21 protein-coding genes and 2 riboswitches are annotated in these 21,581 nt (G+C 71.7%); of the genes, 9 read left to right on the top strand and 12 right to left on the bottom strand.

Annotation, left to right across the window (positions count from 1 at the left end; translation table 11 throughout):
* The first annotated feature begins 37 nt into the window (after positions 1-37).
* Positions 38-514 carry a MarR family transcriptional regulator gene (locus AB0N02_RS22300; protein ID WP_363949577.1) on the top strand — a complete coding sequence of 159 codons (477 nt, stop codon included), beginning with the start codon at positions 38-40 and terminating at the stop codon, positions 512-514.
* Between the two features lie 103 nt (positions 515-617).
* On the top strand, positions 618-818 hold the full coding sequence (locus AB0N02_RS22295; RefSeq protein WP_363949575.1) for a hypothetical protein: 201 nt from the start codon (positions 618-620) through the stop codon (positions 816-818).
* Here AB0N02_RS22295 and AB0N02_RS22290 read toward each other — a convergent pair.
* A complete protein-coding gene (locus AB0N02_RS22290) occupies positions 787-1,515 on the bottom strand; it encodes an AraC family transcriptional regulator (protein ID WP_363949728.1) in 729 nt (242 codons plus the stop codon). The genes AB0N02_RS22295 and AB0N02_RS22290 overlap by 32 nt on opposite strands.
* Positions 1,516-1,527: 12 nt before the next feature.
* On the opposite strand from AB0N02_RS22290, the gene AB0N02_RS22285 reads away from it, so the two are divergent.
* The gene (locus AB0N02_RS22285; RefSeq protein WP_363949572.1) at positions 1,528-2,661 is read left to right on the top strand and encodes an NADP-dependent oxidoreductase; all 1,134 of its coding nucleotides are present in this window, start codon (positions 1,528-1,530) and stop codon (positions 2,659-2,661) included.
* Between the two features lie 160 nt (positions 2,662-2,821).
* Here AB0N02_RS22285 and AB0N02_RS22280 read toward each other — a convergent pair whose 3' ends face one another.
* The 5 genes from AB0N02_RS22280 to AB0N02_RS22260 form a co-directional block, all read right to left on the bottom strand.
* On the bottom strand, positions 2,822-3,307 hold the full coding sequence (locus AB0N02_RS22280; RefSeq protein ID WP_363949569.1) for a hypothetical protein: 486 nt from the start codon (positions 3,305-3,307) through the stop codon (positions 2,822-2,824).
* 78 nt (positions 3,308-3,385) lie between these two features.
* Entirely contained in the window at positions 3,386-3,868 is a 483-nt protein-coding gene (locus AB0N02_RS22275; protein ID WP_363949567.1) for a hypothetical protein, read from the bottom strand.
* Positions 3,869-4,046: 178 nt separating this feature from the next.
* Positions 4,047-5,192 carry a DUF6596 domain-containing protein gene (locus AB0N02_RS22270; RefSeq protein WP_363949564.1) on the bottom strand — a complete coding sequence of 382 codons (1,146 nt, stop codon included), beginning with the start codon at positions 5,190-5,192 and terminating at the stop codon, positions 4,047-4,049.
* Complete coding sequence (locus tag AB0N02_RS22265; protein WP_363949561.1) at positions 5,189-5,596, bottom strand: YciI family protein; 408 nt, start codon at positions 5,594-5,596, stop codon at positions 5,189-5,191. Before AB0N02_RS22265 ends, AB0N02_RS22270 begins: the two co-directional genes overlap by 4 nt.
* Before the next feature lie 310 nt (positions 5,597-5,906).
* Positions 5,907-6,509: a TetR family transcriptional regulator gene (locus AB0N02_RS22260; protein WP_363949558.1), complete on the bottom strand. Its 603-nt coding sequence runs from the start codon at positions 6,507-6,509 to the stop codon at positions 5,907-5,909.
* A 97-nt stretch (positions 6,510-6,606) separates the two neighbouring features.
* Here AB0N02_RS22260 and AB0N02_RS22255 point away from each other — a divergent pair, with 97 nt between their 5' ends.
* Complete coding sequence (locus AB0N02_RS22255) at positions 6,607-7,428, top strand: class I SAM-dependent methyltransferase (RefSeq protein ID WP_363949555.1); 822 nt, start codon at positions 6,607-6,609, stop codon at positions 7,426-7,428.
* Between the two features lie 259 nt (positions 7,429-7,687).
* Here AB0N02_RS22255 and metE read toward each other — a convergent pair whose 3' ends face one another.
* Positions 7,688-9,922 carry a 5-methyltetrahydropteroyltriglutamate--homocysteine S-methyltransferase gene (gene metE, locus AB0N02_RS22250; RefSeq protein ID WP_363949552.1) on the bottom strand — a complete coding sequence of 745 codons (2,235 nt, stop codon included), beginning with the start codon at positions 9,920-9,922 and terminating at the stop codon, positions 7,688-7,690.
* A gap of 123 nt (positions 9,923-10,045) precedes the next feature.
* A riboswitch (cobalamin riboswitch) is annotated at positions 10,046-10,266 on the bottom strand.
* Positions 10,267-10,451: 185 nt separating this feature from the next.
* Positions 10,452-10,636, top strand: a riboswitch (cobalamin riboswitch).
* Between the two features lie 199 nt (positions 10,637-10,835).
* Between metE and AB0N02_RS22245 the strand changes: the two genes are divergently transcribed.
* From AB0N02_RS22245 to AB0N02_RS22225, 5 genes are read left to right on the top strand one after another with little or no spacing between them, the layout of a single operon-like run.
* Positions 10,836-12,335, top strand: a complete 1,500-nt coding sequence (locus AB0N02_RS22245) for a CoA-acylating methylmalonate-semialdehyde dehydrogenase (RefSeq protein ID WP_363949550.1) — start codon at positions 10,836-10,838, stop codon at positions 12,333-12,335.
* Positions 12,336-12,341: 6 nt separating this feature from the next.
* Positions 12,342-13,481: an acyl-CoA dehydrogenase family protein gene (locus tag AB0N02_RS22240; RefSeq protein WP_363949547.1), complete on the top strand. Its 1,140-nt coding sequence runs from the start codon at positions 12,342-12,344 to the stop codon at positions 13,479-13,481.
* Positions 13,481-14,539: an enoyl-CoA hydratase/isomerase family protein gene (locus AB0N02_RS22235; RefSeq protein ID WP_363949545.1), complete on the top strand. Its 1,059-nt coding sequence runs from the start codon at positions 13,481-13,483 to the stop codon at positions 14,537-14,539. Before AB0N02_RS22240 ends, AB0N02_RS22235 begins: the two co-directional genes overlap by 1 nt.
* On the top strand, positions 14,536-15,414 hold the full coding sequence (mmsB, locus tag AB0N02_RS22230; RefSeq protein ID WP_363949543.1) for a 3-hydroxyisobutyrate dehydrogenase: 879 nt from the start codon (positions 14,536-14,538) through the stop codon (positions 15,412-15,414). The genes AB0N02_RS22235 and mmsB overlap by 4 nt, the downstream gene beginning before the upstream one ends.
* Positions 15,411-16,187 (top strand): enoyl-CoA hydratase, encoded by a 777-nt coding sequence (locus AB0N02_RS22225; protein ID WP_363949541.1) that lies wholly within the window; start codon positions 15,411-15,413, stop codon positions 16,185-16,187. Before mmsB ends, AB0N02_RS22225 begins: the two co-directional genes overlap by 4 nt.
* Before the next feature lie 199 nt (positions 16,188-16,386).
* Here AB0N02_RS22225 and AB0N02_RS22220 read toward each other — a convergent pair whose 3' ends face one another.
* The 5 genes from AB0N02_RS22220 to AB0N02_RS22200 are packed head-to-tail and all read right to left on the bottom strand — an operon-like array spanning position 16,387 to position 21,431.
* Positions 16,387-16,755 carry a (2Fe-2S) ferredoxin domain-containing protein gene (locus AB0N02_RS22220; protein WP_363949538.1) on the bottom strand — a complete coding sequence of 123 codons (369 nt, stop codon included), beginning with the start codon at positions 16,753-16,755 and terminating at the stop codon, positions 16,387-16,389.
* Positions 16,752-17,300, bottom strand: a complete 549-nt coding sequence (locus AB0N02_RS22215; protein ID WP_363949536.1) for a hypothetical protein — start codon at positions 17,298-17,300, stop codon at positions 16,752-16,754. Before AB0N02_RS22215 ends, AB0N02_RS22220 begins: the two co-directional genes overlap by 4 nt.
* Entirely contained in the window at positions 17,300-19,120 is a 1,821-nt protein-coding gene (locus AB0N02_RS22210) for an ATP-binding cassette domain-containing protein (protein WP_363949534.1), read from the bottom strand. The genes AB0N02_RS22215 and AB0N02_RS22210 overlap by 1 nt, the downstream gene beginning before the upstream one ends.
* Before the next feature lie 2 nt (positions 19,121-19,122).
* The gene (locus AB0N02_RS22205) at positions 19,123-20,217 is read right to left on the bottom strand and encodes an iron ABC transporter permease (RefSeq protein ID WP_363949531.1); all 1,095 of its coding nucleotides are present in this window, start codon (positions 20,215-20,217) and stop codon (positions 19,123-19,125) included.
* Positions 20,214-21,431, bottom strand: a complete 1,218-nt coding sequence (locus AB0N02_RS22200) for an ABC transporter substrate-binding protein (protein ID WP_363949528.1) — start codon at positions 21,429-21,431, stop codon at positions 20,214-20,216. Before AB0N02_RS22200 ends, AB0N02_RS22205 begins: the two co-directional genes overlap by 4 nt.
* Between the last annotated feature and the right edge of the window lie 150 nt (positions 21,432-21,581).

Raw genomic sequence — 21,581 nt, 5'->3', positions numbered from 1 at the left:
TGTTAGTGGCACTAACACAAGAGGTGGAGGATTCACCATGAGCCCGACCCCCGAACCCGCGCCGGCCCGGCTGCGCGCCATCCCCAGCCGCCTGCTCGCCGGGGCCGCGATCGTCGCCGACCGGCTCGTCAGCGAGCGCCTGGCCGCCGAAGGCGCCCGCAAGTGGCACTTCGCCGCACTGGTCGCGCTCGCCGAAGCCGGTGCCGCCAGCCAGGCCGAACTCAGCCGCCGCACCGGCATCTACCGCAGCGACATGGTCGCCGTCCTCAACGAGCTCGCCGACGCCGAACACATCCGCCGCGAGCCCGACCCCGCCGACCGCCGCCGCAACGTCATCACCCTCACCCCCGCCGGCCACCGCCACCTGGAGCGCCTCGACACGCTCATCGCCGACGCCCAGCGCGAACTCCTCGCCCCCCTCACCCCCGGCCAGCAGGACGAACTCACCCACCTGCTCACCGTCCTGACCGAGCACCACCGTCCCTCGCACCCCCGCCCGCACGACGCGCAATAGCCCGTCCTTCCACGCCGTCCCGAGCCTCGCCCCCACCAGGGCATCCAGGCGGGCCGTCACCGGGCGCGGTCACGCGACCAGGCACAGCCAGGCCGCCTTCCAGGTGCGGCTCGGCGACCTGGACCGGGCGCGGGAACTGCTCGACGAGGCCGAACGGGGCCTGCACGGCGACACCGTGTTCCCCGGTGACCACGTGCGGACGCTGATCGGCGATGAAGCACTCGGCATCCAGGTCGCCTACTTCATCGACCCGGACGGAACCAACCTGGAGATCACCCGTCCCAAGGGGGGATTCTCGAACTAAAACCTGCTGCGTAGCCGTCGGCCTGCCCCGACCCGGTGCCTGCCACCGTTCGGCCTGCAGGCGGGCAACCCAGGCGGCGGTGTTTGCCGGGGGCCATGCCGTACTGGCGTTTGAAGGCGTTGGCGAAGGCGAACTCCGAGCCGTAGCCGACCGCACCGGCGATTTCGCTCAGTGCGGCGTCGGAGTCGCGCAGCATGTGCGCGGCCGTGCTCAGCCGCCACCAGGTCAGATAGGTCAGCGGCGGCTGCCCGACGAGCTGGGTGAAGCGGCGGGAGAACGCCGCGCGGGACAGCCCCGCGCGGCGGCCGAGCGACTCGACCGTCCACGGGTGAGCGGGGTCGCGGTGGATGCCGTCCAGTGCGACGCTGACGGCCGGATCAGCCAGAGCGGTGGCCCAGCCGTCAACCTTGCAGTGCTCCATCGAGACGTCGAACCAGGCCCGCAGGATGTACAGCAGCAGCATGTCCAGCAGCGCCGAAACCACCATGTCGGCACCTGGCCGCGGGTCGTCGATCTCTTTACCGAGCAACTCGACGGTGGTGCGCAGCTCGGTGTTGTGCCCCAGCCTGGCGGGCAGGTGGATCATCGCGGGCAGCCCTCTGAGCAGCGGATGCGCCCGGCCGGGATCGAGCCGGTAACCGCCGCAGAGCGTCACGGTGACGGGCCCGGTGCCCTCCAGAGAGGCCGAGGCGAACAGCTCGGCGTGGGCATGGGGGTCACAGTCGGGTTCCGCGACGGGGCTGGGCGGGCGATCGGCGCAGCGATCGGCCGGCCGGTGCGCTGGGAGGAGGAGCCTACGGAGGAGGCCAGAGCACGGCTGCTCGGGCTGGGGTGGCCCGTGTCGGCCGTGGACGGGATGCTGCGCGATCTGGCCGAGCCCGGCCCGGCCACCGGGACCGTGGAGGAGGTCACCGGAGTGCCCGCGAGCACGTTCGAGACGTGGGCGAGCGAGCACGCCGCGGACTTCCTCGGCACCATGCGGGCCGCCCGCATCCACGAGTACGGCGACGCCTCGGTGATCTCGCTGGACGAGGTGCCGGTGCCGAAACCCGGGCCGGGCGAGGTACTCGTCAGGGTGGCCGCGACGTCGTTCAACCCGTCGGAGGTCGGCCTGCGGATGGGCCTGCTGCGGGACGTGCTCGGTACCACGCTGCCGCACACGCTGGGCTGGGACGTCGCGGGCACCGTGGTCACCGGGGCGGGTGACCTCGCCCCCGGTGACCGGGTGATCGGGCTCGTCGACGGGGCGGCGGCCGAGTACGCGGTCGCGGAGGCGAGCCTGCTGGCCAGGGCGCCGGAGCGGATTCCGCTGGCGGACGCGGCCGCCGTGCCGGTGGCCGGGCTCACCGCCTGGCAGGCGGTCTTCGAGCATGCCCGCATCGGCTACGGCAGCCGGGTGCTGATCAACGGGGCGGGCGGCGGCGTAGGGCTGTTCGCCGTGCAACTGGCCAAGCACGCGGGCGCGTATGTGGTGGCGACCGCCGGCCCGCGCAGCGCCGCCGCCGTGCGGGCGCTGGGCGCCGACGAGGTCGTCGACTACACCACCACTCCCCTGCCGGGCGGCAACGACGTGCTGATCAACCTGGTGGCCGACGTGCCCGCCTCGGTGACACGGCTGGCCAAGGAGTTCGTCTCGATCACACGGCCGATCGAACATCCGCGCGCCGTCCGGTTCGTGGCCCGCAACGACCCGGGCCAGCTGACCGAGCTCGTGGCGCTGATCGACAAGGGCGTGGTTCACGTCAAGGTGGACGCGCGCCCGCTGGAGTCCCTGGCCGACCTGCACCGGGCCGCCGAGCGCGGCCTTATTCGCGGAAAGGTCACGGTGAAGGTGGAGGCATGATCAAGATCGGCGTCGTTGGCGGCGGCACGCGGTGGCCGCCGCCGGTGTCCTTGATGCCGCGCACGTGCGTCAGGGCGTGCGCGGCATCGTGCAGCGGGGTTTCCGTCACTCCGTGGCCGCCCGGGCCGATCGGCGCACCGGAGGTGAACGGTGGGTCCGGCTAGTTGGTGGCCTCCATGAACAGCGAGCCGTCGGGGCGGATGGTGAGGCGCTTCCTGCCGCCGCCGGTGTTGCTGCCCGCTACGCGCTGGCCGTCTTTGTAGTTTCCCTCCAGGACGTATTCGACCGCGTTGCTGGGGTCCCAGTAGTCCTGGAAGACCTGATAGGCGCGGTCACTGTGGACGATGAGGCTTTTTGACATCTCGTTGTCGTTGCCGACCCAGGGAACCCAGATGGAGCCGGCCCACCGGCCGTTGGGCTGGATCGTGATCGCGGCATGGCGCTCTCTGATGAAGACGTCTACCTGCTCGGATCGCTGGTTCAGGATTTCCCTGATGTCGGTGACCGCCGCTCTGACCGTGCCGACGGATTCGGCGCCGTATCGGGAGCCGGACACTGCGGCGTCGGCGGGTGGGGTGGCGGTGAGCACGCTGCCGGTGATGAGGGCTGCGACCCAGGCGGCGAGGATACGGTGGGAGATTTCCATGTGACTGCCTTCCTGCGGCGAGCGACCCGCATGAAATCGCCGGATCGTTGTTGTGGGGATCATCGGCGGTTGTCCGCGCTAGTTGGTGTTCTCCATGAACAGCGAGCCGTCGGGGCGGATGGTGAGGCGCTTCCTACCGCCGCCGGTGCTGCTGCCGGGTACGGGCAGGCTCTGGTGGTAGCTGTTGGTGGTGCTGTACCTGATCAGGTCGGTGGGGTTCCAGTAATCCTGGAAGATCCAGTAGCGAGCGCGCAGATTCCGGTAAACGATGATGCTTTTGCCCATCTCGTTGTCGCCGCCGACCCAGGGAATCCAGATGGAGTTGACCCACTGGCCGTTGGGGGGAACTCTGAGTCCGCTTCCGTCCTCCTGCTTGAGGAAATCCACCTGATCGGGTAGCTGGTTCACGACTTCCCTGAGGTCGGTGACCGCCGCCCTGGCCGTGTGCGCGGAGACGGTGTCGCGCCGGGGGGCGGCTGAGGCGGAGGGGGAGGCGATTAGCGCGCCACCGGTGATGAGCGCCATGGTGCAGGCGGCGAGGACACGACGGGAAACCTTCATGTGATCCCTTCCTGCGATGAGAAATCTCACGAAGAGTATCCGAATGACTACGTAACGAGAAAGACCGACTGTTGTCACCCTCGTCGCGGCCCCAAAAGGCGCCCCATCTTCCGGCACGGACACACGGACCGCACTCTCGCCCCCTCCGCCACCGGCCGCCGTACCACCACTGCCGCACTCACGGACGCAGCGACTGCCGCACCCGCGCGGCCTCTCGGGTGAGGTGATCGCGCTCCGGCACGCTGGTAGCGGCACGGGAGGCCTCGGCATACAGCGCGGCGGCGCGCTCGAGGTCACCGGCGCGTTCGTGCAGGTACGCCGTCACCGCGGCGTAACGGGGCAGGTCGGGGTTCACCCCGGCCAGCGCCGCCAGACCGGCCCGCGGTCCGTCGGCCTCCCCGACCGCCACCGCGCGGTTGAGCCGCACCACCGGACTGCCGGTGAGGAGCAGCAGTTCGTCGTACCACTCCACGATCTGCACCCAGTCCGTCTCGCAGGCGCTCCGGGCATCCGCGTGCAGGGCGGCGATCGCGGCCTGCGCCTGGTATTCGCCCAGCCGGTCGCGGGCCAGCGCGGTCTGCAGAATCGTCACCCCTTCGGCGATCAGGCCGGTGTCCCAGCGCGACCGGTCCTGCTCGCCAAGCGGCACCAGGCGCCCTCCCGGGCCGGTGCGGGAGGCGCGGCGCGCATGGTGCAGCAGCATGAGCGCGAGCAGCCCGGCGACCTCGGGTTCGTCGGTCAGGGCGATGAGCTGGCGGGTGAGGCGGATCGCCTCGGCCGCCAGGTCGACGTTTCCGCCGTAGCCCTCGTTGAAGACGAGGTAGAGCACCTGTAGCACCGTCCCGAGATCACCGGGCTGGTCGAGCGGCAGCCCCGCGATCCGCCGCTTGGCCCGGCTGATCCGCTGCGCCATGGTCGCCTCGGGGACGAGGTATGCCGCCGCGATCTGCCGCGTGGTCAGGCCACCGACCGCGCGCAGCGTCAGGGCGACGGCCGAGCTCCGCGGCAGGGTGGAGTGCGCGCACAGGAAGTAGAGCCGCAGCGTGTCGTCCGTGGCGGGCGCCGGACCGGCGGAAGGCTCAGCCTCCACGGCGAGTTCCCGCCCCCGCCGCGACGCCTCGGCACGGGTGGCGTCGAGGAACCTGCGCCACGCGACCGCGACGAGCCATGCCTTCGGATCGCGCGGTGGATCGTCCGGCCAGGTTTCCAGCGCCCGGATCAGGGCCTCCTGCACGGCATCCTCGGCCGACGCGAAGTCGGCTCCGCGTCGGCCGAGGACACCGATCACCGCGGGCACGAGCTCCCGCAGCAGTGACTCGTTCACTCGGTCACCGTGGGCGACTCGGTGAGAAACGGTCGGACCTCGAGCCACTCGTGGATCGGCTCGCCACCTGCCCCGGGAGCGGCGGACAGCTCCCCCGCCAGCTGGACCGCGCGATCCCAGGACTCCACGTCGATGACCATCCAGCCGGCGATGAGGTCCTTGGTCTCGGCGAACGGACCGTCGATCACCGGCGGGCGCCCCTCGCCGTCGTAGCGCACGAACGCGCCCTCGGGCGCCAGCGCCTGTCCGTCGACGAACTCACCCGTCTCCTCCAGGCGGGCCGCGAAGTCGCGCATGAACTGCACGTGCGCGTCGACCTCCTCCGGCGTCCACTGGTCCATCGGCGCCCAGTCGACAGCGGGGGTCGGGCCACCTCGGTAGTGCTTCAGCAGCAGGTACTTCATGGTGGTTCTCCTTCTTCGTCTTCTTCGTCTTCTTCGTCGCGCGGCCCGTCGTGGCCGCTCGCGTCCCTGGGACGGAGCCGGCACCACGTTCTCGACACCCGGAAGCGCCCTGATTTCCAGAATCTTCTTCTGGTCGCCGCCGCTGCGCTCGTAGACGGATGAGTCCCATCTCCGCATCGCCGTGAGAGCGGCCGCGGGAGCGGATCTTCGACGGCAGGAGGACAACGATCACGGCGGGATGAGCACGGAGCACTCCGCACTTTGCCGGCGCCCGGGATGACGGCGGCCCGCACGGACACCGATCATCGGCTCACAGCAGTCGTCTTTGCACGACATCGGCGATGACGGCGTTCACGACCTTGCCGACCTCCCCAGGCCCCGGCGCACCCCCCTCCCTGCTGGCGAACAGCATGTGCCCGGCCCCGATCAGGGAGAGCGCCAGCGCATCCACGTCGGCGTCCGCCGCGATGCGTCCCAGCTCGCACTCCTCGTTCAGGTAGGCGGCGATCATGGTCGCGGCATCCGTCAGGACCGGGATGCCGGGAGCCGGTCGGGCCTGACGCAGCCGGGCACGCAATTCATCCCGGAAGATGACGAGACCGACGATCGCCACGGCGACCGAGTCGAACAGGTCGATCAGCGCCCCGGTCAGGTTGCCGGCGACGTCGCCGGTCCCGGCGGAGCCGCGCAGGGCGGCGGCCTGGCCCTCGAGCCGGGTGATGCGGTCCTGCACGAGCTCGGCGAGGAAGGCGTCGAAGTCGGTGAAGTGCCGGTGCAGGACACCCTTGGCGACGCCCGCCTCCGCCGTGATCGCCCGGCTGGTCAGACCGTTGGCCCCGTCCCGGAGCAGGAGGCGCTCGGCGGCGTCGAACAACTGCTGCCGCACATCCCGGAGGGCCACTCCAGTCGGCATTGCCCGTTCCTCCTCCTTCACGCGCCTTCGCTTGCCTTCGCTCACCGCGAACCGTTGCCCGATTGTCGAGTGGGCATGCGCCCACTATGGTGGGCGCATGCCCACTCTAATGCAGGAGCAACCGGAGCCCCAGCGGAACGAACCCCACAGGGCCAGGCAGATGGCGGAGTCGTTCGGGGTCGACGCCGAACGCTACGACCGGGCCCGGCCCGGCTATCCCGATGCCCTGGTGCGGCAGATCATCGCCGCCGCCCCCGGCCCCGACATCGTCGACGTCGGCTGCGGCACCGGCTTGGAAGCCCGCCAGTTCCTGACGGCCGGGTGCAAGGTGCTGGGTGTCGAGCCGGACGTACGGATGGCCGAGTTCGCCCGCCGTACCGGGGTCGAGGTCGAGGTGGCGACGTTCGAGGACTGGGACGCCGCCGGCCGTACCTTCGACGCGGTCGTCGCCGGGCAGTCCTGGCACTGGGTGGACCCGGTCGCGGGCGCGGCCAAGGCGGCGCAGGTTCTGCGTCCCGGTGGCCTGCTGGCGGTGTTCGCGCACGTGTACGACCCACCGCCCCTCGTCGCGGAGGCGTTCGCCACCGTCTTCCGGAAGGTGGTGCCCGACTCACCGCTCAACGCCGGACCGCCGAGGCCAGCCCAGGACATCTACCAGGAGATGTTCGCGACGTTCGCCGACGGCATCCGGAAGGTGGCCGGGTTCGGCGAACCGGAGCAGTGGCGATTCGACTGGGAGCAGTACTACGGCCGTGACGACTGGCTCGACCTGCTGCCCACCACCGGCGGGCTCACCCGACTCCCACCGGACAAGCTGGCCGAGGTGCTGGAGGGCGTCGGGGCCGCCATCGACGCGATCGGAGGCGGCTTCACCATGGCTTACACCACGATGGCGATCACAGCCTCCCTGGACGCCTGAGTCGTCCACCACCGCGAGGGCACGCGGGCCGGTCGCGGCGGCGCCCCTTCGTCCTGGCCACGGGCGGCCCGTCCGGGTTCGCGCCGCGCCGTACCCGGCTGCCCCTTGTCGTACCGCCCGCCGCGCCGACTTCGTGATGGGCCCTTATTGAAGCTGAGGCTCGGAAGTCAGGTCATCATGCGTAATTCATGACCGTTGTATGGCCACACAACCGCACCGCGGCCGCCCCTTCCGTGAGGGGCGGCCGCGGATAGTCAGGTCAGTGGGCGGCCCGGACGTTGCGCGCGGCCGTGACCATGTTGGCCAGGGCCGCCTCGGTCTCGGCGTAGCCGCGGGTCTTCAGACCGCAGTCGGGGTTGACCCAGAGCCGGTCGGCCGGGACGGCCTTCAGGGCGCGGCGCAGGTTGGCCTCCATCTCCTCCACGGTCGGCACCCGGGGCGAGTGGATGTCGTACACGCCCGGCCCGATGCCGTTGGCGTACCCGGCATCGCGCAGGTCGGCGACCAGCTCCATGTGCGAACGGGCCGCCTCGACGCTGGTGACGTCGGCGTCGAGGTCGGCGATCGCGGTGATGATCTCACCGAACTCCGAGTAGCACATGTGCGTGTGGATCTGGGTGGAGACCGCCACCCCCGAGGTGGCCAGCCGGAAGGCCGCCACCGCCCAGGCCAGGTAGTCCTCCTGGTCGGCCCGGCGCAGCGGCAGCAGCTCCCGCAGGGCCGGCTCGTCCACCTGGATGATGCCGATCCCGGCCGCCTCCAGGTCGGCGATCTCGTCGCGCAGGGCCAGGGCGACCTGGCGGGCGGTCTGCGACAGCGGCTGGTCGTCGCGGACGAAGGACCAGGCGAGCATGGTGACCGGGCCGGTCAGCATGCCCTTGACCGGCTTGGCCGTCAGCGACTGCGCATACGCCGCCCACTCCACCGTCATCGGGTCGGGGCGGGAGACGTCGCCGTGCAGGATCGGGGGGCGCACGCAGCGCGTCCCATAAGACTGGACCCAGCCGTGGTCGGTGGCCGCGTATCCGGACAGCTGCTCGGCGAAGTACTGGACCATGTCGTTGCGCTCGGGCTCACCGTGCACGAGAACGTCCAGGCCGAGTTCCTCCTGGAGCCGGATCACCTGCCCGACCTCGGCGCGCATCGCCTCGGTGTAGGCGGCGCCGTCGATCCGGCCGGCCTTGTGGTCGGCGCGGGCCTTGCGGATCCGGGCGGTCTGCGGGAACGATCCGATCGTGGTCGTGGCCAGGTCGGGCAGCCCGAGTTTCTCCTGCTGGGCGGCGAAGCGGGTTGTGCGGTCGGTCCGGTGGACGTCGCCGAGGGCCTGCAGCCGGGCCCGGACCTCGGCGTCGACCCCCGCGCCGGGCACCGGTGCCGCCCGCGGGTCGTCGGAATCCAGCTCGGCCTCCAGCGCCACCAGTTCGGCGACCTTCTGACGGGCGAACGCCAGCCGCGCCCGCACCTGCGGGTCCAGGGCGGTTTCGCCGTCAAGGTCGACGGGCACGTGCAGCAGCGAGCACGACGTGCTCAGCTGCACCTGCCCGGCCAGCCCGAGCAGCACCGCGTACGTCGCCCTGGCCCGCGCCGGGTCGGTCCGCCACACGTTCCTGCCGTCGACCACGCCGGCGACGACGGTCTTGCCGGGCAGCCCGCCGATCGAGGCCACCGCGTCCAGGGTGTCGGGGCGGGAGACGAAGTCCAGCCCGACCGCCTCCACCGCGGTGGAGGCCAGCACCTTCAACGCCTCCGGCGCGACGGTGCCGAAGTAGGTGGCCAGCAGGATCTTCGGACGGCTGGACAGCTCGCCCAGGCGGCGGTAGGCCCGCTCGAGCGCCTCGACCTGTCGGGCGCCGAGATCCCTGACCAGGGCCGGTTCGTCCAGCTGCACCCATTGGGCGCCGGCTCCGGCGAGCCGTTCCAGCAGTTCGGCATAAACCTCCACCAGGGCGTCCAGCAGGTCCAGCGGCACGAACCCCTCGGGCGAGCCCGGCGCGGCCTTGGCCAGCAGCAGGTAGGTCAGGGGGCCGACCAGCACCGGCCGGGTCTCGATCCCCAACGCCCTGGCCTCGAGGTATTCGGCCACGGGTTTGGCCTGCGCGCCGTCGGCGAGCCGGAAGCGGGCGTCCAGGGCCAGTTCGGGGACGATGTAGTGGTAGTTGGTGTCGAACCACTTGGTCATCTCCAGCGCCGGGATGTCCGCGGTGCCGCGCGCCATCGCGAAGTAGCGCTCCAGGCCCGGCAGCGCCCGGTAGCGGTCGGGGACCGCGTCGACCATGACGCTGGTGTCCAGCACCTGGTCGTAGAAGGAGAAGGTGTTCGACGGGATCGTCCCCAGCCCGGCGTCCCGCAGCTCGGTCCACACCGCCCGCCGCAGCGTCGCGGCCGTGGACTGCAGTTCCTCCTCGCCGACGCGCCCGGCCCAGTACTGCTCGGTGGCGAATTTGAGCTCTCGGTGCGCGCCGATGCGCGGGTACCCGAGGATCGTCGTTGTCATGGCAGCTTCCCTCGCTATTGCCAGCATGCGGCCGGGCAGGAGGAAGAGGCACACGACGGGCAGGGAAAACCCCGGCGGGCGCGTCCCAGGCCCTCCCACGAGGCCGCGGACCACCGCGCACCGGCCGGTGCACGGGCGGAGGGCAGGTCTTCGGACTCGCGGGCACCACACCTGAACCTCAGGCGTGACCTACTGGCCGTCGCTTCCCAGACCTTCGGTCCAGTGCGTATGACGGCGGTCGTTCCCACTCACCGCTGCGGGGCAGTCCCGGATTCGCACCGGGTTCCCTCTTACGACGTCCGCACCCGGCCGGGCGCGGACGAACCATCCACGGCGGGATTCTAACCAGCCAACGCGGTGGCCGGATACCTTCGCCGTACTCTGAGACGTCATCCGGTCCGAGGCACGTTCCGCGGGTCCTTCGACCGGATGGCCGAAGGCGCGGCGAAGGGCCGCCACCTGAGCCTCTCGGTGAGCGGCGGCGACGGCTTTCCACATATCCGGCCGGTCGCTCTGGACTTACTAGGACGTCCAACTATATTTTCGGGGTGAAGGCCCGCGGTGCAGGGAAGCCGGTGTGAATCCGGCGCGGTCCCGCCACTGTGACCGGGGAGTGCGTCATCGCTGTATGAGGCCACTGGCGAGAGCCGGGAAGGCCGGATGACGTGCGCTGATCCGGGAGTCAGGATACCGGCCGCGGGTTGATCCGTGTTGTCCACGAGGATGGAGCGAACACGCATGGCATCGGTACGCGCTCGCGAGCCCGGAAACGTCCCGGCGGTGGAGGATCCCCCGCGCTGACGGCCCTGCTGCGCCCTGACCCGTTCACCGTTTCCGGCCCGCCCATCGGTGCGCTGGACCGCGGGCGAGGCACGCCCATCTTCGGATCCCACCTGGCGAAAGCAGGTCGTTCATGGTCCGTGAGCTGACACATTTCATCGGCGGCAAACAGGTTCCCGGGGCATCGGGTGCCCACGGTGACGTCCACGATCCCGGCACCGGGCGGGTCCAGGCCCGTGTCCCGCTGGCGAACCGGGCCGAGACCGAGGCGGCGATCGCCGACGCCGAGGCCGCTCAGGAGGAGTGGGCACGGTGGAACCCGCAGCGCCGCGCCCGCGTGCTGCTGTGCTTCCTGCGACTGGTCGAAGCCGAGCGTGAGCCGCTGGCCCGGCTGCTGTCGTCCGAGCACGGCAAGACGGTCGCCGACGCCGACGGCGACCTGCAGCGCGGGCTGGAGGTGGTCGAGTTCGCCGCGGGCATCCCGCACCTGCTCAAGGGCGAGTTCACCGACAGCGCCGGGACGGGCATCGACGTGTACTCGATGCGCCAGCCACTGGGCGTGGTCGCCGGGATCACGCCGTTCAACTTCCCGGCGATGATCCCGCTGTGGCAGGCCGCCCCCGCCCTCGCCTGCGGCAACGCCTTCGTGCTCAAGCCGTCCGAGCGTGACCCGTCGGTACCGTTGCGGCTGGCCGAGCTGTTCGTCGAGGCGGGTCTGCCGCCCGGCGTGCTGAACGTGGTCAACGGAGGCAAGGAGGCGGTCGACACCCTGCTGGAGGATCCGCGGGTGGCCGCGCTGGGATTCGTCGGCTCCACGGCGATCGCGGAGTACGTGTACACGACGGCGACGGCCCGCGGAAAGCGCGCCCAGTGCTTCGGCGGCGCCAAGAACCACATGATCATCATGCCCGACGCCGACCTGGACCAGGCCGCCGACGCCCTGATCGGCGCGGGGTACGGCTCCGCGGGCGAACGGTGCATGGCCATCTCCGTCGCCGTTCCCGTCGGGCAGGAGACCGCCGACGCCCTGGTGGCCAAACTGGTGGAGCGGATCGGCGGGCTGCGGGTCGGCCCCTCCCACGACCCCGACGCCGATTTCGGCCCGCTGGTCGGCCCCGACGCGCTGGAACGGGTCCGCGGCTATCTCGATCTCGGTGTCGCCGAGGGCGCCCAGCTGGTGGTCGACGGCCGCCAGGTGAACGTGGCCGGACACGAGGGCGGCTTCTTCATCGGCGCCTCGCTCTTCGACCACGTCACCCCCGGCATGCGCGTCTACCGGGAGGAGATCTTCGGGCCCGTCCTGTCGGTGGTGCGCGCCGCCGACTACGAGCAGGCGCTGCGGCTGCCCAGCGAACACGAGTACGGCAACGGCGTGGCCATCTTCACCCGCGACGGCGACACCGCCCGCGACTTCACCCGCCGGGTCAACACCGGCATGGTCGGCGTCAACGTCCCCATCCCGGTCCCGGTGGCCTACCACAGCTTCGGCGGCTGGAAGCGGTCGATGTTCGGTGACCTCAACCAGTTCGGCACGGACTCGATCCGCTTCTACACCCGCACCAAGACCGTCACCTCGCGCTGGCCCTCCGGGGTCAGGGAAGGCGCGAGCTTCGTCATCCCCACGATGGGGTGAGGGACGATGCTCACACTCACCGACGACCAGGTCGCGATCGTGGAGACGGTCCGCGACTTCGCCCGCGAGCACCTGGCCCCCGATGCCGTCGACTGGGACCGCCGCAAGCACTTCCCGGTGGACGTGCTCGTCAAGGCGGCCGACCTCGGCCTCGGCGGCGTCTACGTCGCCGAGGAGATGGGCGGCTCGGGCCTGTCCAGGACCGACGCCGCGCTGATCTTCGAGGCGCTGGCCACCGGCTGTCCCTCCATCGCCGCCTACGTCTCCATCCACAACATGGTCGCCTGGATGATCGACCACTACGGCACCGCCGAGCAGCGCACCCGCTGGCTGCCCGGCCTGTGCTCGATGCGGTCCCTGGCCGGCTACTGCCTCACCGAGCCCGGCGCCGGGTCCGACGCCGCCGCGCTCAGTACGCGAGCGGTGCGCGAGGGTGACCACTACGTCCTGGACGGTGTCAAGCAGTTCATCTCCGGCGCGGGCGCCGCGCAGGTGTACGTGGTGATGGCCCGTACCGGTGGCCCCGGCGCCCGGGGCATCTCGGCGTTCGTGGTCGAACGCGACGACCCGGGCCTCTCCTTCGGCCCCAACGAGGAGAAGATGGGCTGGAACGCCCAGCCCACCCGCCAGGTCCTCCTGGAGGGGGTCCGCATCCCGGCCACCCGCCTGCTGGGCGAGGAGGGCGACGGCTTCCGGATCGCGATGAGCGGCCTGAACGGCGGCCGCCTGGGCATCGCCGCCTGCTCCCTGGGCGGCGCGCAGGCGGCGCTGGAGGCCTGCACCGCCTATCTCGCCGACCGGGAGGCCTTCGGCGCCAAGCTGCTGCGGGCCCAGGCACTGCAGTTCTCCCTGGCCGATATGGTGACCGAGCTGGAGGCCGCGCGGGCACTGGTGTGGCGCGCCGCCGCCGCGCTCGACACGGGCGACCCCAGGGCCGCGGAGCTGTGCGCGATGGCCAAGCGATTCGCCACCGACACCGGTTTCGCCGTCGCAGACCAGGCCCTGCAGTTGCACGGCGGCTACGGCTATCTCACCGAGTACGGCATCGAGAAGATCGTCCGCGACCTGCGGGTGCATCGGATCCTGGAAGGAACGAACGAGATCATGCGCGTCATCGTCGCCCGCGGACTGACCGGAGCCGCCTGATGAGCACACTGTCGGACACCGGAGTGGAGACCCTGGTCATCGGCCGTCTCGGGCTGATCACGCTCAACCGGCCGAAGGCCCTCAACGCCCTGAACCACGACATGGTCCGCCGCCTCGACGCCGTGCTGCGGATGTGGGCCGACGACGACGCCGTCGCCGCCGTGCTCGTCCGGGGGGCGGGCGAGCGTGGCCTGTGCGCCGGGGGCGACATCCGCGCCATCCACGAGGACGCCAAGGCGAAGGGGGGCGCCTCGGCGGCGTTCTGGCGCGACGAGTACCGTCTCAACGCCCGCGTCGCCCGGTACGGCAAGCCGTACGTCGCCCTGATGGACGGCATCGTCATGGGCGGCGGCGTCGGCGTCTCCGCGCACGGCGGCGTGCGGGTCGTCACCGAGCGCACGATGCTGGCCATGCCCGAGACCACCATCGGCTTCGTCCCGGACGTGGGCGGCACCTACCTGCTGTCGCGGGCGCCCGGCGAACTGGGCACCCATCTGGCGCTCACCGCCACGTCGATCGGCGCGGGCGACGCCGTGGCCTGCGGGCTGGCCGACCACTTCGTGCCCTCCGCGGATCTGGAGGAGCTCACCGCCGAGCTGTCCCGGCGGGAGGTGACCGAGGCGGTCGCCTCCTTCGCCCACGCCGTGCCGCCCGGCGAGCTGGCCGGGCAGCGTGAGTGGATCGACGCCTGCTACTCCGCGCCCACGGTGGAGGAGATCGTGCAACGGCTGCTGGACAGCGGCGAGAGCGCCGCCAAGGAGGCGGCCGAGCGGATCGGCGGCAAGTCGCCGACGGCGTTGAAGGTCACCCTGCGGGCGCTGCGCCGGGCCCGGGAGCTCGGCTCGCTGGAGGAGGTGCTCGACCAGGAGTACCGCGTCTCCTGCGCGGCCCTGGCCTGCCCCGACCTGGTGGAGGGCATCCGCGCCCAGGTGATCGACAAGGACCGCTCCCCCAGATGGTCACCGGCCCGCCTCGAAGAGGTGACCGAAGACGACGTGGACCGCTTCCTGGCGCCCCTGGGCGAGCACGAACTCGGACTGTCGGGAGGGCTCCGATGACGATCGCCTTCGTCGGCCTGGGCAACATGGGCGCCCCCATGGCCGCCAACCTGGTCAGGGCCGGTCACGACGTCACCGGATTCGACCTGTCCCCCGAGGCGCTCGGGCAGGCCGAGGGGAACGGGGTGCGCATCACCCGCTCGGCGGCCGACGCCGTGACCGGCGCCGAGACGGTCATCACCATGCTGCCCAGCGGGCGGCACGTGCTCGACTGCTACGGACAGGTGCTGGCGGCCGCCGCGCCCGGCACGCTGTTCGCCGACTGCTCGACCGTCGACGTCGCCGACGCGCGTGCCGCCCACGACGCCGCGGTCTCGGCCGGGCACCGCGCGCTGGACGCCCCCGTCTCCGGCGGCGTGGCCGGCGCGACGGCCGCCACGCTGACCTTCATGGTCGGCGCCCGGGGCGCCGACTTCGCGGCCGTCTCGCCGCTGCTGTCGGCCATGGGCCGCAAGGTCGTGCACTGCGGCGACCCCGGCGCCGGGCAGGCCGCGAAGATCTGCAACAACATGATCCTCGGCGCCTCGATGATCGCCGTCAGCGAGGCGTTCGTCCTGGGCGAGCGCCTCGGCCTGTCCCATCAGGCACTGTTCGACGTGGTCTCGACGGCCTCCGGCCAGTGCTGGGCGCTGACCACCAACTGCCCGGTCCCCGGACCGGTCCCGGCCAGCCCTGCCAACCGTGACTACCGGCCGGGCTTCACCTCCGCGCTCATGGCCAAGGACCTCGGCCTGGCCGCCGACGCCGCCCGCTCCAGCGGCGTGGCCGCCGAGCTCGGCCTGCGCGCGGCCGAGCTCTACGCCGCCTTCGCCGACGGCCCCGGCGCGGGCAGGGACTTCTCCGCGATCGTCAACGCCATCAGGGAACGCTCATGACGCAGTACGAGACCATCCTGCTCGACCGCAAGGGCCGTACCGGCCTGATCACCCTCAACCGGCCCAAGGCGCTCAACGCGCTCAACCTGCGGCTCATGGGCGAGGTCATCGACGCCGCCACCGCGCTCGACCGCGACCCGGACATCGGCTGCGTCGTCGTCACCGGCTCCGAGCGGGCCTTCGCCGCCGGAGCCGACATCAAGGAGATGCAGCCCAACGACTACATGGACGTCTACCTGGCCGACTGGTTCTCCGCCTGGGACCGGCTCGGCGAGATCCGCAAGCCCACGATCGCGGCCGTCGCGGGGTACGCGCTCGGCGGCGGCTGCGAGCTGGCCATGCTCTGCGACGTGCTGATCGCCGCTGACACCGCGGTCTTCGGCCAGCCCGAGGTCAAACTCGGCGTCGTTCCCGGCATCGGCGGCTCCCAGCGGCTGACCCGCGCCGTCGGCAAGGCCAAGGCCATGGAGATGTGCCTGACCGGGCGCACCATGGACGCCGCGGAGGCCGAACGGGCCGGGCTGGTCTCCCGGATCGTGCCCGCCACCGACCTGCTGTCCGACGCCCTGGCCACCGCCGAGACCATCGCGGGCATGTCCACGCCCACCACAATGATGATCAAGGAGAGTGTGAACCGGGCCTTCGAGACCACGCTGGCCGAAGGGGTCCGCTTCGAGCGGCGTGTCTTCCACGCCACCTTCGCCACCGCCGACCAGAAGGAGGGGATGGCCGCGTTCACGGAGAAACGCGCCCCTGTCTTCGTCAACCGCTGACGCCCGTTCCCCTTCCCCCGGGGAGCGGGGGCCGGGGAGCGGGGGCCGGGGAGCGGGGGCCGGGGAGCGGGGGCCGGGGAGCGCGCGTGCGGCGGTCGTCGGCCGCACACGCGCTCCGGATGGACGGCCCGGTTCCTCTCCGGCGCATCGGCCGTTCTCTCCGGCGGCCGCCCCCGCCCCGGCGAGGCGCCCGCCGTCCTCAGGGCCGCTCCGGTACGGAGCGGTCCTCGCCCGCTCCGATGCGGCCCGGTGGGGTGAAGGCGTGCAGGGTGAGGATGTCGGGCATCGGCGCGAGGCCGGGGCCGCCGTCCCGGATCCATCCGGCGATGTCCTCGGCCGCGTCGGAGTGGTTGACCAGGCCGAGCCACACGGGTCGTCCGCCCGCGGCGCGTCCGGCGGGCGAGGGCCGTACGACGACGACGTTGGCCTGCTCGCACACGTCCAGGCAGTCGCTGACGTGGACGTCGGTGATCTCGGACAGGCGGCGGACCTGTTCGTCGTGGTCGAGGCCGGGCACCTTGCGGACACTGCCGCAGCAGCAGTCCCGGCAGACGGTGATCCTGCTCATGCGTGCCTGAATCCCTTTCCGGTGCGGTCCAGCGGGTCGGGCTCCAGGCCGAGGTAGGTGGCGCGCAGCTCGTCCCAGGCGGCGAGGCGGTCGTAGTCGGGCGGGTCGAGGAGCTGCTGGGTGTCGCTGAGGAAGGGGTTGGGCAGCAGCACGGTCATGAGCTGGTCGCCGCGCCCGTTGAACATGCGCACGCCCCAGGAGACGGGGCTGCCGTCGGCGCCGATGGAGCGGTACATCTCGGCGCGGGCGCAGCGCCGGATCCGCCCGAGTTCGGGGCCGCTCGCGGTGTGCTCGCCGATGCACAGGTGGAAGTGCCAGCGGCCGAAGTCGACGGTGACGTACCCGTCGTGGAGGCTGATCGTCTCGGGCGCGTTCGGGGCGGCGACCTCCCAGGCGGCGCCCTGGACGATGACGCCGAACCAGATGTGCCGCCAGTGTTCGGTGAAGATGTCGGTGACCAGGGCCAGCAGGGTCTGCTCGTCGGTGGGCAGCGCCCACACGTGCAGGGTGCCGGTTCCGGGTTCCTCGACGACGGTGTGGCTCATCAGGCTCCTTCGGTCTGCCGCAGGGCCGACGCCCATTGCTCGCGGCGGGTCTCGGGGGTGATCAGGGCGCAGTCGCCGCACTTGCCGCCGCCGGGCAGCCGGTAGTACAGGCAGCAGCTGCGCCGGACGAAGAACGGCTGCCCTGGGGCGGGCTCGGCCAGTTCGCCGGTGTCCCGCAGCACTCCTGTCGCCAGCAGTTCGCGCCCGAGCGCGACGGCTCGCCCGGCGAGGCCGGGGCGTTCCCTGGCGACGGCGCGTACGGCGCCGGCCAGGGCGGAGGCGGCGTTGCCCCACAGCAGGCCGGGGGCGATCTTCACGATCTCCCCCACGGCCCCCGCCAGCGGCTCCAGCAGCTCCGCCACCACGTTGCGGTACAGCGGTTCGGCGACCCGGGCGGGGTCCAGGACGTGCCAGCCGGTCAGGTGTGCCGCGCGCAGCGGCAGCGGGCCGCTGGGCGCCGGTCGCCAGTGCACCCGGGCCGGGGCCAGGTCGACGAGCAGGTCGTGGGCCACCGCGGCTCCGATGACCGGTGACCACAGGCGGGCCGCCAGTCCCTGGAACAGGATGGAGGCCGCCACCCGCGTCTCATCGGTGTCCAGGCGTCCGGCGACGTCGGCGATCCGCTCCCGCAGGGGTTCGGGGTGGGCGAACAGGTCGGTGAGCGGCCGCCATCCGGCCTCGGCCCGGTCGGCACCGGTGCCGGCGTCGAGCTGGAAGTAGCCGCTGATCTCGGACACGTCGGCCATCGCATCACAGACCGTCCGCGGGGCGGCGGGCAGCAGTCCCGGCGCGGCGGCGGTGAGCCGGGCCGTCGCCTGGCGGGTCCAGGCCGCCAGCTCCGGCAGGGTGGCGAACCAGTGGGTATGGCCGTCGTAGGCCGCTTCGTAGCCGTCACCGGTGTGTTCGACGGCGAGCTCGGCGGATTCGGCGCCCGCCGTACGCCAGCCCTCCCGGGCCAGGGCCCGTTCCAGCAGCGCGGCGTGCGGGCCGTCGGCCAGGACCCGGACGGCGCCGCCGGGGCCGCCGCGGAGGGCGAACATGCCGGAGGCGGCGTCGAAGGACAGCTCGTCCCCGTCGAAGGCCGCGCCGATGACCTCGCGCAGGGTCAGCTCCTCGGGGGTTCCGGTGTGCAGGCCGCCCGCGGGGTCGATCAGCCACATCCGGTCGGCGATCCGCAACGCCAGCTCCAGGTCGTGCGTGGAGACCACGATGACCAGGTTCCGGTCGTGGGCCAGGCGGCGCAGCAGCCCCATGAGGGCGACCCGGGAGGTGACGTCGAGGAAGGCGGTCGGCTCGTCCAGCAGGATCGCCGCCGGTTCCTGGGCCAGCGCGCGGGCGACGAGGACCCGCTGGCGTTCGCCGTCGGACAGTTCGGTCACCGTCCGCTCGGCCAGATGTCCGGCGTTGACCGCCTCCAGCGCCCAGCCGACGATCTCGTGGTCGGCGGCCGACAGGCGCCCGGTGAATCCGGTGTGCGGGTGGCGGCCGAGCCCGGCCAGTTCGCGGGCGCTCAGCAGGGGCGGCAGGTCGCGTTCGGTGAGCACGACGGCCAGGTGCCGGGCCAGCTCGGCGGAGGGGACGGCCTCGACGGCGGTTCCGTCGATGAGCGCCTCACCGGCCAGGGCGGGCTGGAGTCCGGCCATGGTGCGCAGCAGGGTGGACTTCCCCGTACCGTTCGGGCCGATCAGCACGGTCAGTTCGCCGGGAACGGCCGAGGCGTTCAGGTCGGTGAGCACCCGCCGTCCGGCCTGCCCGCGCCGTTCCGGGTATCCGGCGTGCAGGTGACGCAGGTGCAGGCCCCGCGGTGGCTGTTCGGTCATGGTCACACCGCCGGTCCGGTCCGGGCCGTACGGCTGCGCAGCAGTACGGCGATCACAACGGGGGCGCCCAGGATGGTGGTCACGGCGTTCAGCGGCAGCACGACGCCGCTGCCCGGAGCCTGGGTGGCCACGCAGCACACCAGCGCCGTCGCGGCGCCGAGCAGCATGACGCCGGGCATCAGGACGCGGTGGTCGGCGGTGCCCAGCAGCAGCCGGGCCACGTGTGGCACGGCCAGACCGAGGAAGGCGATCGGCCCGCAGTAGGCGGTGACCGCCCCGGCCAGCACCGAGGAGATCAGCAGCGTGAGAGTGCGCACCGTCCGGACTTTCACCCCCATCGTGTGAGCGTAGTTCTCCCCCAGCAGCAGCGCGTTGAGCGACTTGACTCCGGCCAGCGCCCCGGCCAGCGCGGCCAGGCACACCGGGGCGAACACCGCCAGATCCGCCCAGGTGGTTCCGGCGAAGCTGCCCAGGCCCCACATGATGAACTGCTGGGCCCGCTGCGGGTCGGTGTAGACCAGCAGCAGCGTGATCACCGAGACTGCGGCCGAGCCCACCATCACCCCGATGATCAGCAGGGTCACCACCGACCTGACCCGCCGCGACAGCACGAGCACCAGAGCCAGCACCGCCGCCGCGCCCGCCGAGGCGGCCACGACGACCCCGGCGCGGCCGAGCCCGGCCACACCGGCGGTGAACGCGCCCGCCGCCCCGCCCCAGCCGATGATGATCAGAGCCACGCCCAGGCTCGCGCCCGAGCTCACCCCCAGGATGTACGGCTCGGCCAGCGGGTTGCGGAACAGCGTCTGAAGCTGCACCCCCGAGGCCGACAGCGCCGCCCCGGCCAGGGCGGCGGTGATCGCGCGCGGCAGCCGTACCGTCCAGACGATCTCCTGGACTCCCGGATCGGCCGCGCCGTCGCGCACCAGCGCGCGCAGCGCCTGCTCCACCGGGATGGAGGTCGAGCCGAGCATGACCGCCAGCGCGAACGCGAGCGGCACGGCGATCGCCACACCCGACAGTACGGCCGTCCGGCGGCGGTTCACCACCGCCGCCGGACGAGCCAGGACGCTTCCGGTGACGGCCGGAGCCGTCACTTGATCATCTTCTGGTAGAAGGTGAACTCGTGACCCGGTTCCAGGTCGGGGTGCAGGATCGCGACCAGGTCGGCCAGGACCAGGTCGGGACGTGCGACGCCGCGCTCATAGAAGTCGTTGCCGCCGCCGGGTCCCAGCGCCTTGTTGGCCGACCAGACGTTCCCGGTCTCGAAGGCGCCGAACTTGGCGTAGCGGGCGTCGGACTTCTCCACGTCGGCCAGGGACTTCCAGTCGTTGACGGTGGCCAGCCAGACCTTGGCGTCCTTGGCCTTGGACAGGACGGCCTCCAGGTCCAGCGTCGTGCTGCCGGGGCCGGACGTCTGCTCCCACGGATAGGTGCCGCCCGCGTTCTTGATCAGTCCTGCGACGTAGCTGCCGCCGTTCGGCATCGACCACTGCCCCTGGTACATCTGCCCCGGCAGCGCCGTGACCGGGGTGGCCGCCTTGACCTTGGCCGCCAGAGCCGCGTAGTCGGCCTCGACCTTGCCGAAAACCTCGGCGGCCTTGGCCTCGGTGCCGGTCAGCGCGGCCATCACCTTGATCCACTCGGCCCTGCCCAGCGCGGTGGACTCCAGCCACTCGGCGTTGGCGACCACCGCGACCCCGGCCTGGCGCAGCGGGCCGTAGGACTTGTCCTCGGTGCCGCCGGTCATCAGCGCGTCCGGCCTGGCCGCGATGACCTTCTCTGTGTCCACCTCCCCTCCGGCGGCGTACTCGGTGATCGCCCCGGCCTTCACCTGTGCCAGCACCTCCGGTGAGGTGATGTATCCGGCCGAGGAGACCGCTTTGAGCCGGTCCAGCACGCCGAGCGAGGTGATGAGGGGCAGGTGGGTGGTCGAGGCGGAGTACAGGGTCCGGATCGGGGTCTGCACCGTCACCGCCCCGGCCAGCGCCCCCGTCAGCTGCGGGGCAGGTGTACCACAGCGCACCAGGACATACGTCTCCGGCTTGGCGCCCGGCGCGGGCTGCTTGACCGTGATCACCTGGTAGTTCCCGGCGTAGGTGAGGGTGACGTTCGTCGCGTGCTTCAGGGTCTGCTTGACCGGGAAGTAGTCCGTGCCCGCGTCATAGGAGGTGACGCAGCGGCCGTCGGCGGCCGCCGAGGACGGTGAGGACGCCTGGGGGGTACTCGGATCGCCGGTGCCGCAGGCGGTGACGGTGACGGTGAGCAGGACGGCGAACAGCGCGCCGCCGATCGGGCGGATGAGGCCCATCTGTGGTCTCCCGGGGACGGGCCGCGACCGCTGTTCCTCGACAGCGCCCGCGGCGGGTGAGGAGCCGGATCACCACAAGAGGCCCGTACCGCGGGCAGCGGAAAAGACGTCACGCCGGATGAGCGGCATGGCGACCACCGTTCCTCTCTT

Origin of the sequence: Streptosporangium sp. NPDC051022 (genome assembly GCF_040683035.1) — a bacterium.
In the GTDB taxonomy this organism is placed as follows: Bacteria; Actinomycetota; Actinomycetes; order Streptosporangiales; family Streptosporangiaceae; genus Streptosporangium.
This window is presented reverse-complemented; position numbering and strand designations above follow the sequence as displayed.

Excerpts from the sequence above, each read along its gene's own strand:
- AB0N02_RS22265 (WP_363949561.1), bottom strand. The coding sequence starts at position 5,596 with ATGAAGTACCTGCTGCTGAAGCACTACCGAGGTGGCCCGACCCCCGCT.
- AB0N02_RS22300 (WP_363949577.1), top strand. The coding sequence starts at position 38 with ATGAGCCCGACCCCCGAACCCGCGCCGGCCCGGCTGCGCGCCATCCCC.
- AB0N02_RS22260 (WP_363949558.1), bottom strand. The coding sequence starts at position 6,509 with ATGCCGACTGGAGTGGCCCTCCGGGATGTGCGGCAGCAGTTGTTCGAC.
- AB0N02_RS22245 (WP_363949550.1), top strand. The coding sequence starts at position 10,836 with ATGGTCCGTGAGCTGACACATTTCATCGGCGGCAAACAGGTTCCCGGG.
- AB0N02_RS22255 (WP_363949555.1), top strand. The coding sequence starts at position 6,607 with ATGCCCACTCTAATGCAGGAGCAACCGGAGCCCCAGCGGAACGAACCC.
- AB0N02_RS22210 (WP_363949534.1), bottom strand. The coding sequence starts at position 19,120 with ATGACCGAACAGCCACCGCGGGGCCTGCACCTGCGTCACCTGCACGCC.
- AB0N02_RS22280 (WP_363949569.1), bottom strand. The coding sequence starts at position 3,307 with ATGGAAATCTCCCACCGTATCCTCGCCGCCTGGGTCGCAGCCCTCATC.
- AB0N02_RS22225 (WP_363949541.1), top strand. The coding sequence starts at position 15,411 with ATGACGCAGTACGAGACCATCCTGCTCGACCGCAAGGGCCGTACCGGC.
- metE (WP_363949552.1), bottom strand. The coding sequence starts at position 9,922 with ATGACAACGACGATCCTCGGGTACCCGCGCATCGGCGCGCACCGAGAG.
- AB0N02_RS22200 (WP_363949528.1), bottom strand. The coding sequence starts at position 21,431 with ATGGGCCTCATCCGCCCGATCGGCGGCGCGCTGTTCGCCGTCCTGCTC.
- AB0N02_RS22215 (WP_363949536.1), bottom strand. The coding sequence starts at position 17,300 with ATGAGCCACACCGTCGTCGAGGAACCCGGAACCGGCACCCTGCACGTG.
- AB0N02_RS22285 (WP_363949572.1), top strand. The coding sequence starts at position 1,528 with ATGGGGGTCACAGTCGGGTTCCGCGACGGGGCTGGGCGGGCGATCGGC.
- AB0N02_RS22275 (WP_363949567.1), bottom strand. The coding sequence starts at position 3,868 with ATGAAGGTTTCCCGTCGTGTCCTCGCCGCCTGCACCATGGCGCTCATC.
- mmsB (WP_363949543.1), top strand. The coding sequence starts at position 14,536 with ATGACGATCGCCTTCGTCGGCCTGGGCAACATGGGCGCCCCCATGGCC.
- AB0N02_RS22220 (WP_363949538.1), bottom strand. The coding sequence starts at position 16,755 with ATGAGCAGGATCACCGTCTGCCGGGACTGCTGCTGCGGCAGTGTCCGC.
- AB0N02_RS22240 (WP_363949547.1), top strand. The coding sequence starts at position 12,342 with ATGCTCACACTCACCGACGACCAGGTCGCGATCGTGGAGACGGTCCGC.
- AB0N02_RS22235 (WP_363949545.1), top strand. The coding sequence starts at position 13,481 with ATGAGCACACTGTCGGACACCGGAGTGGAGACCCTGGTCATCGGCCGT.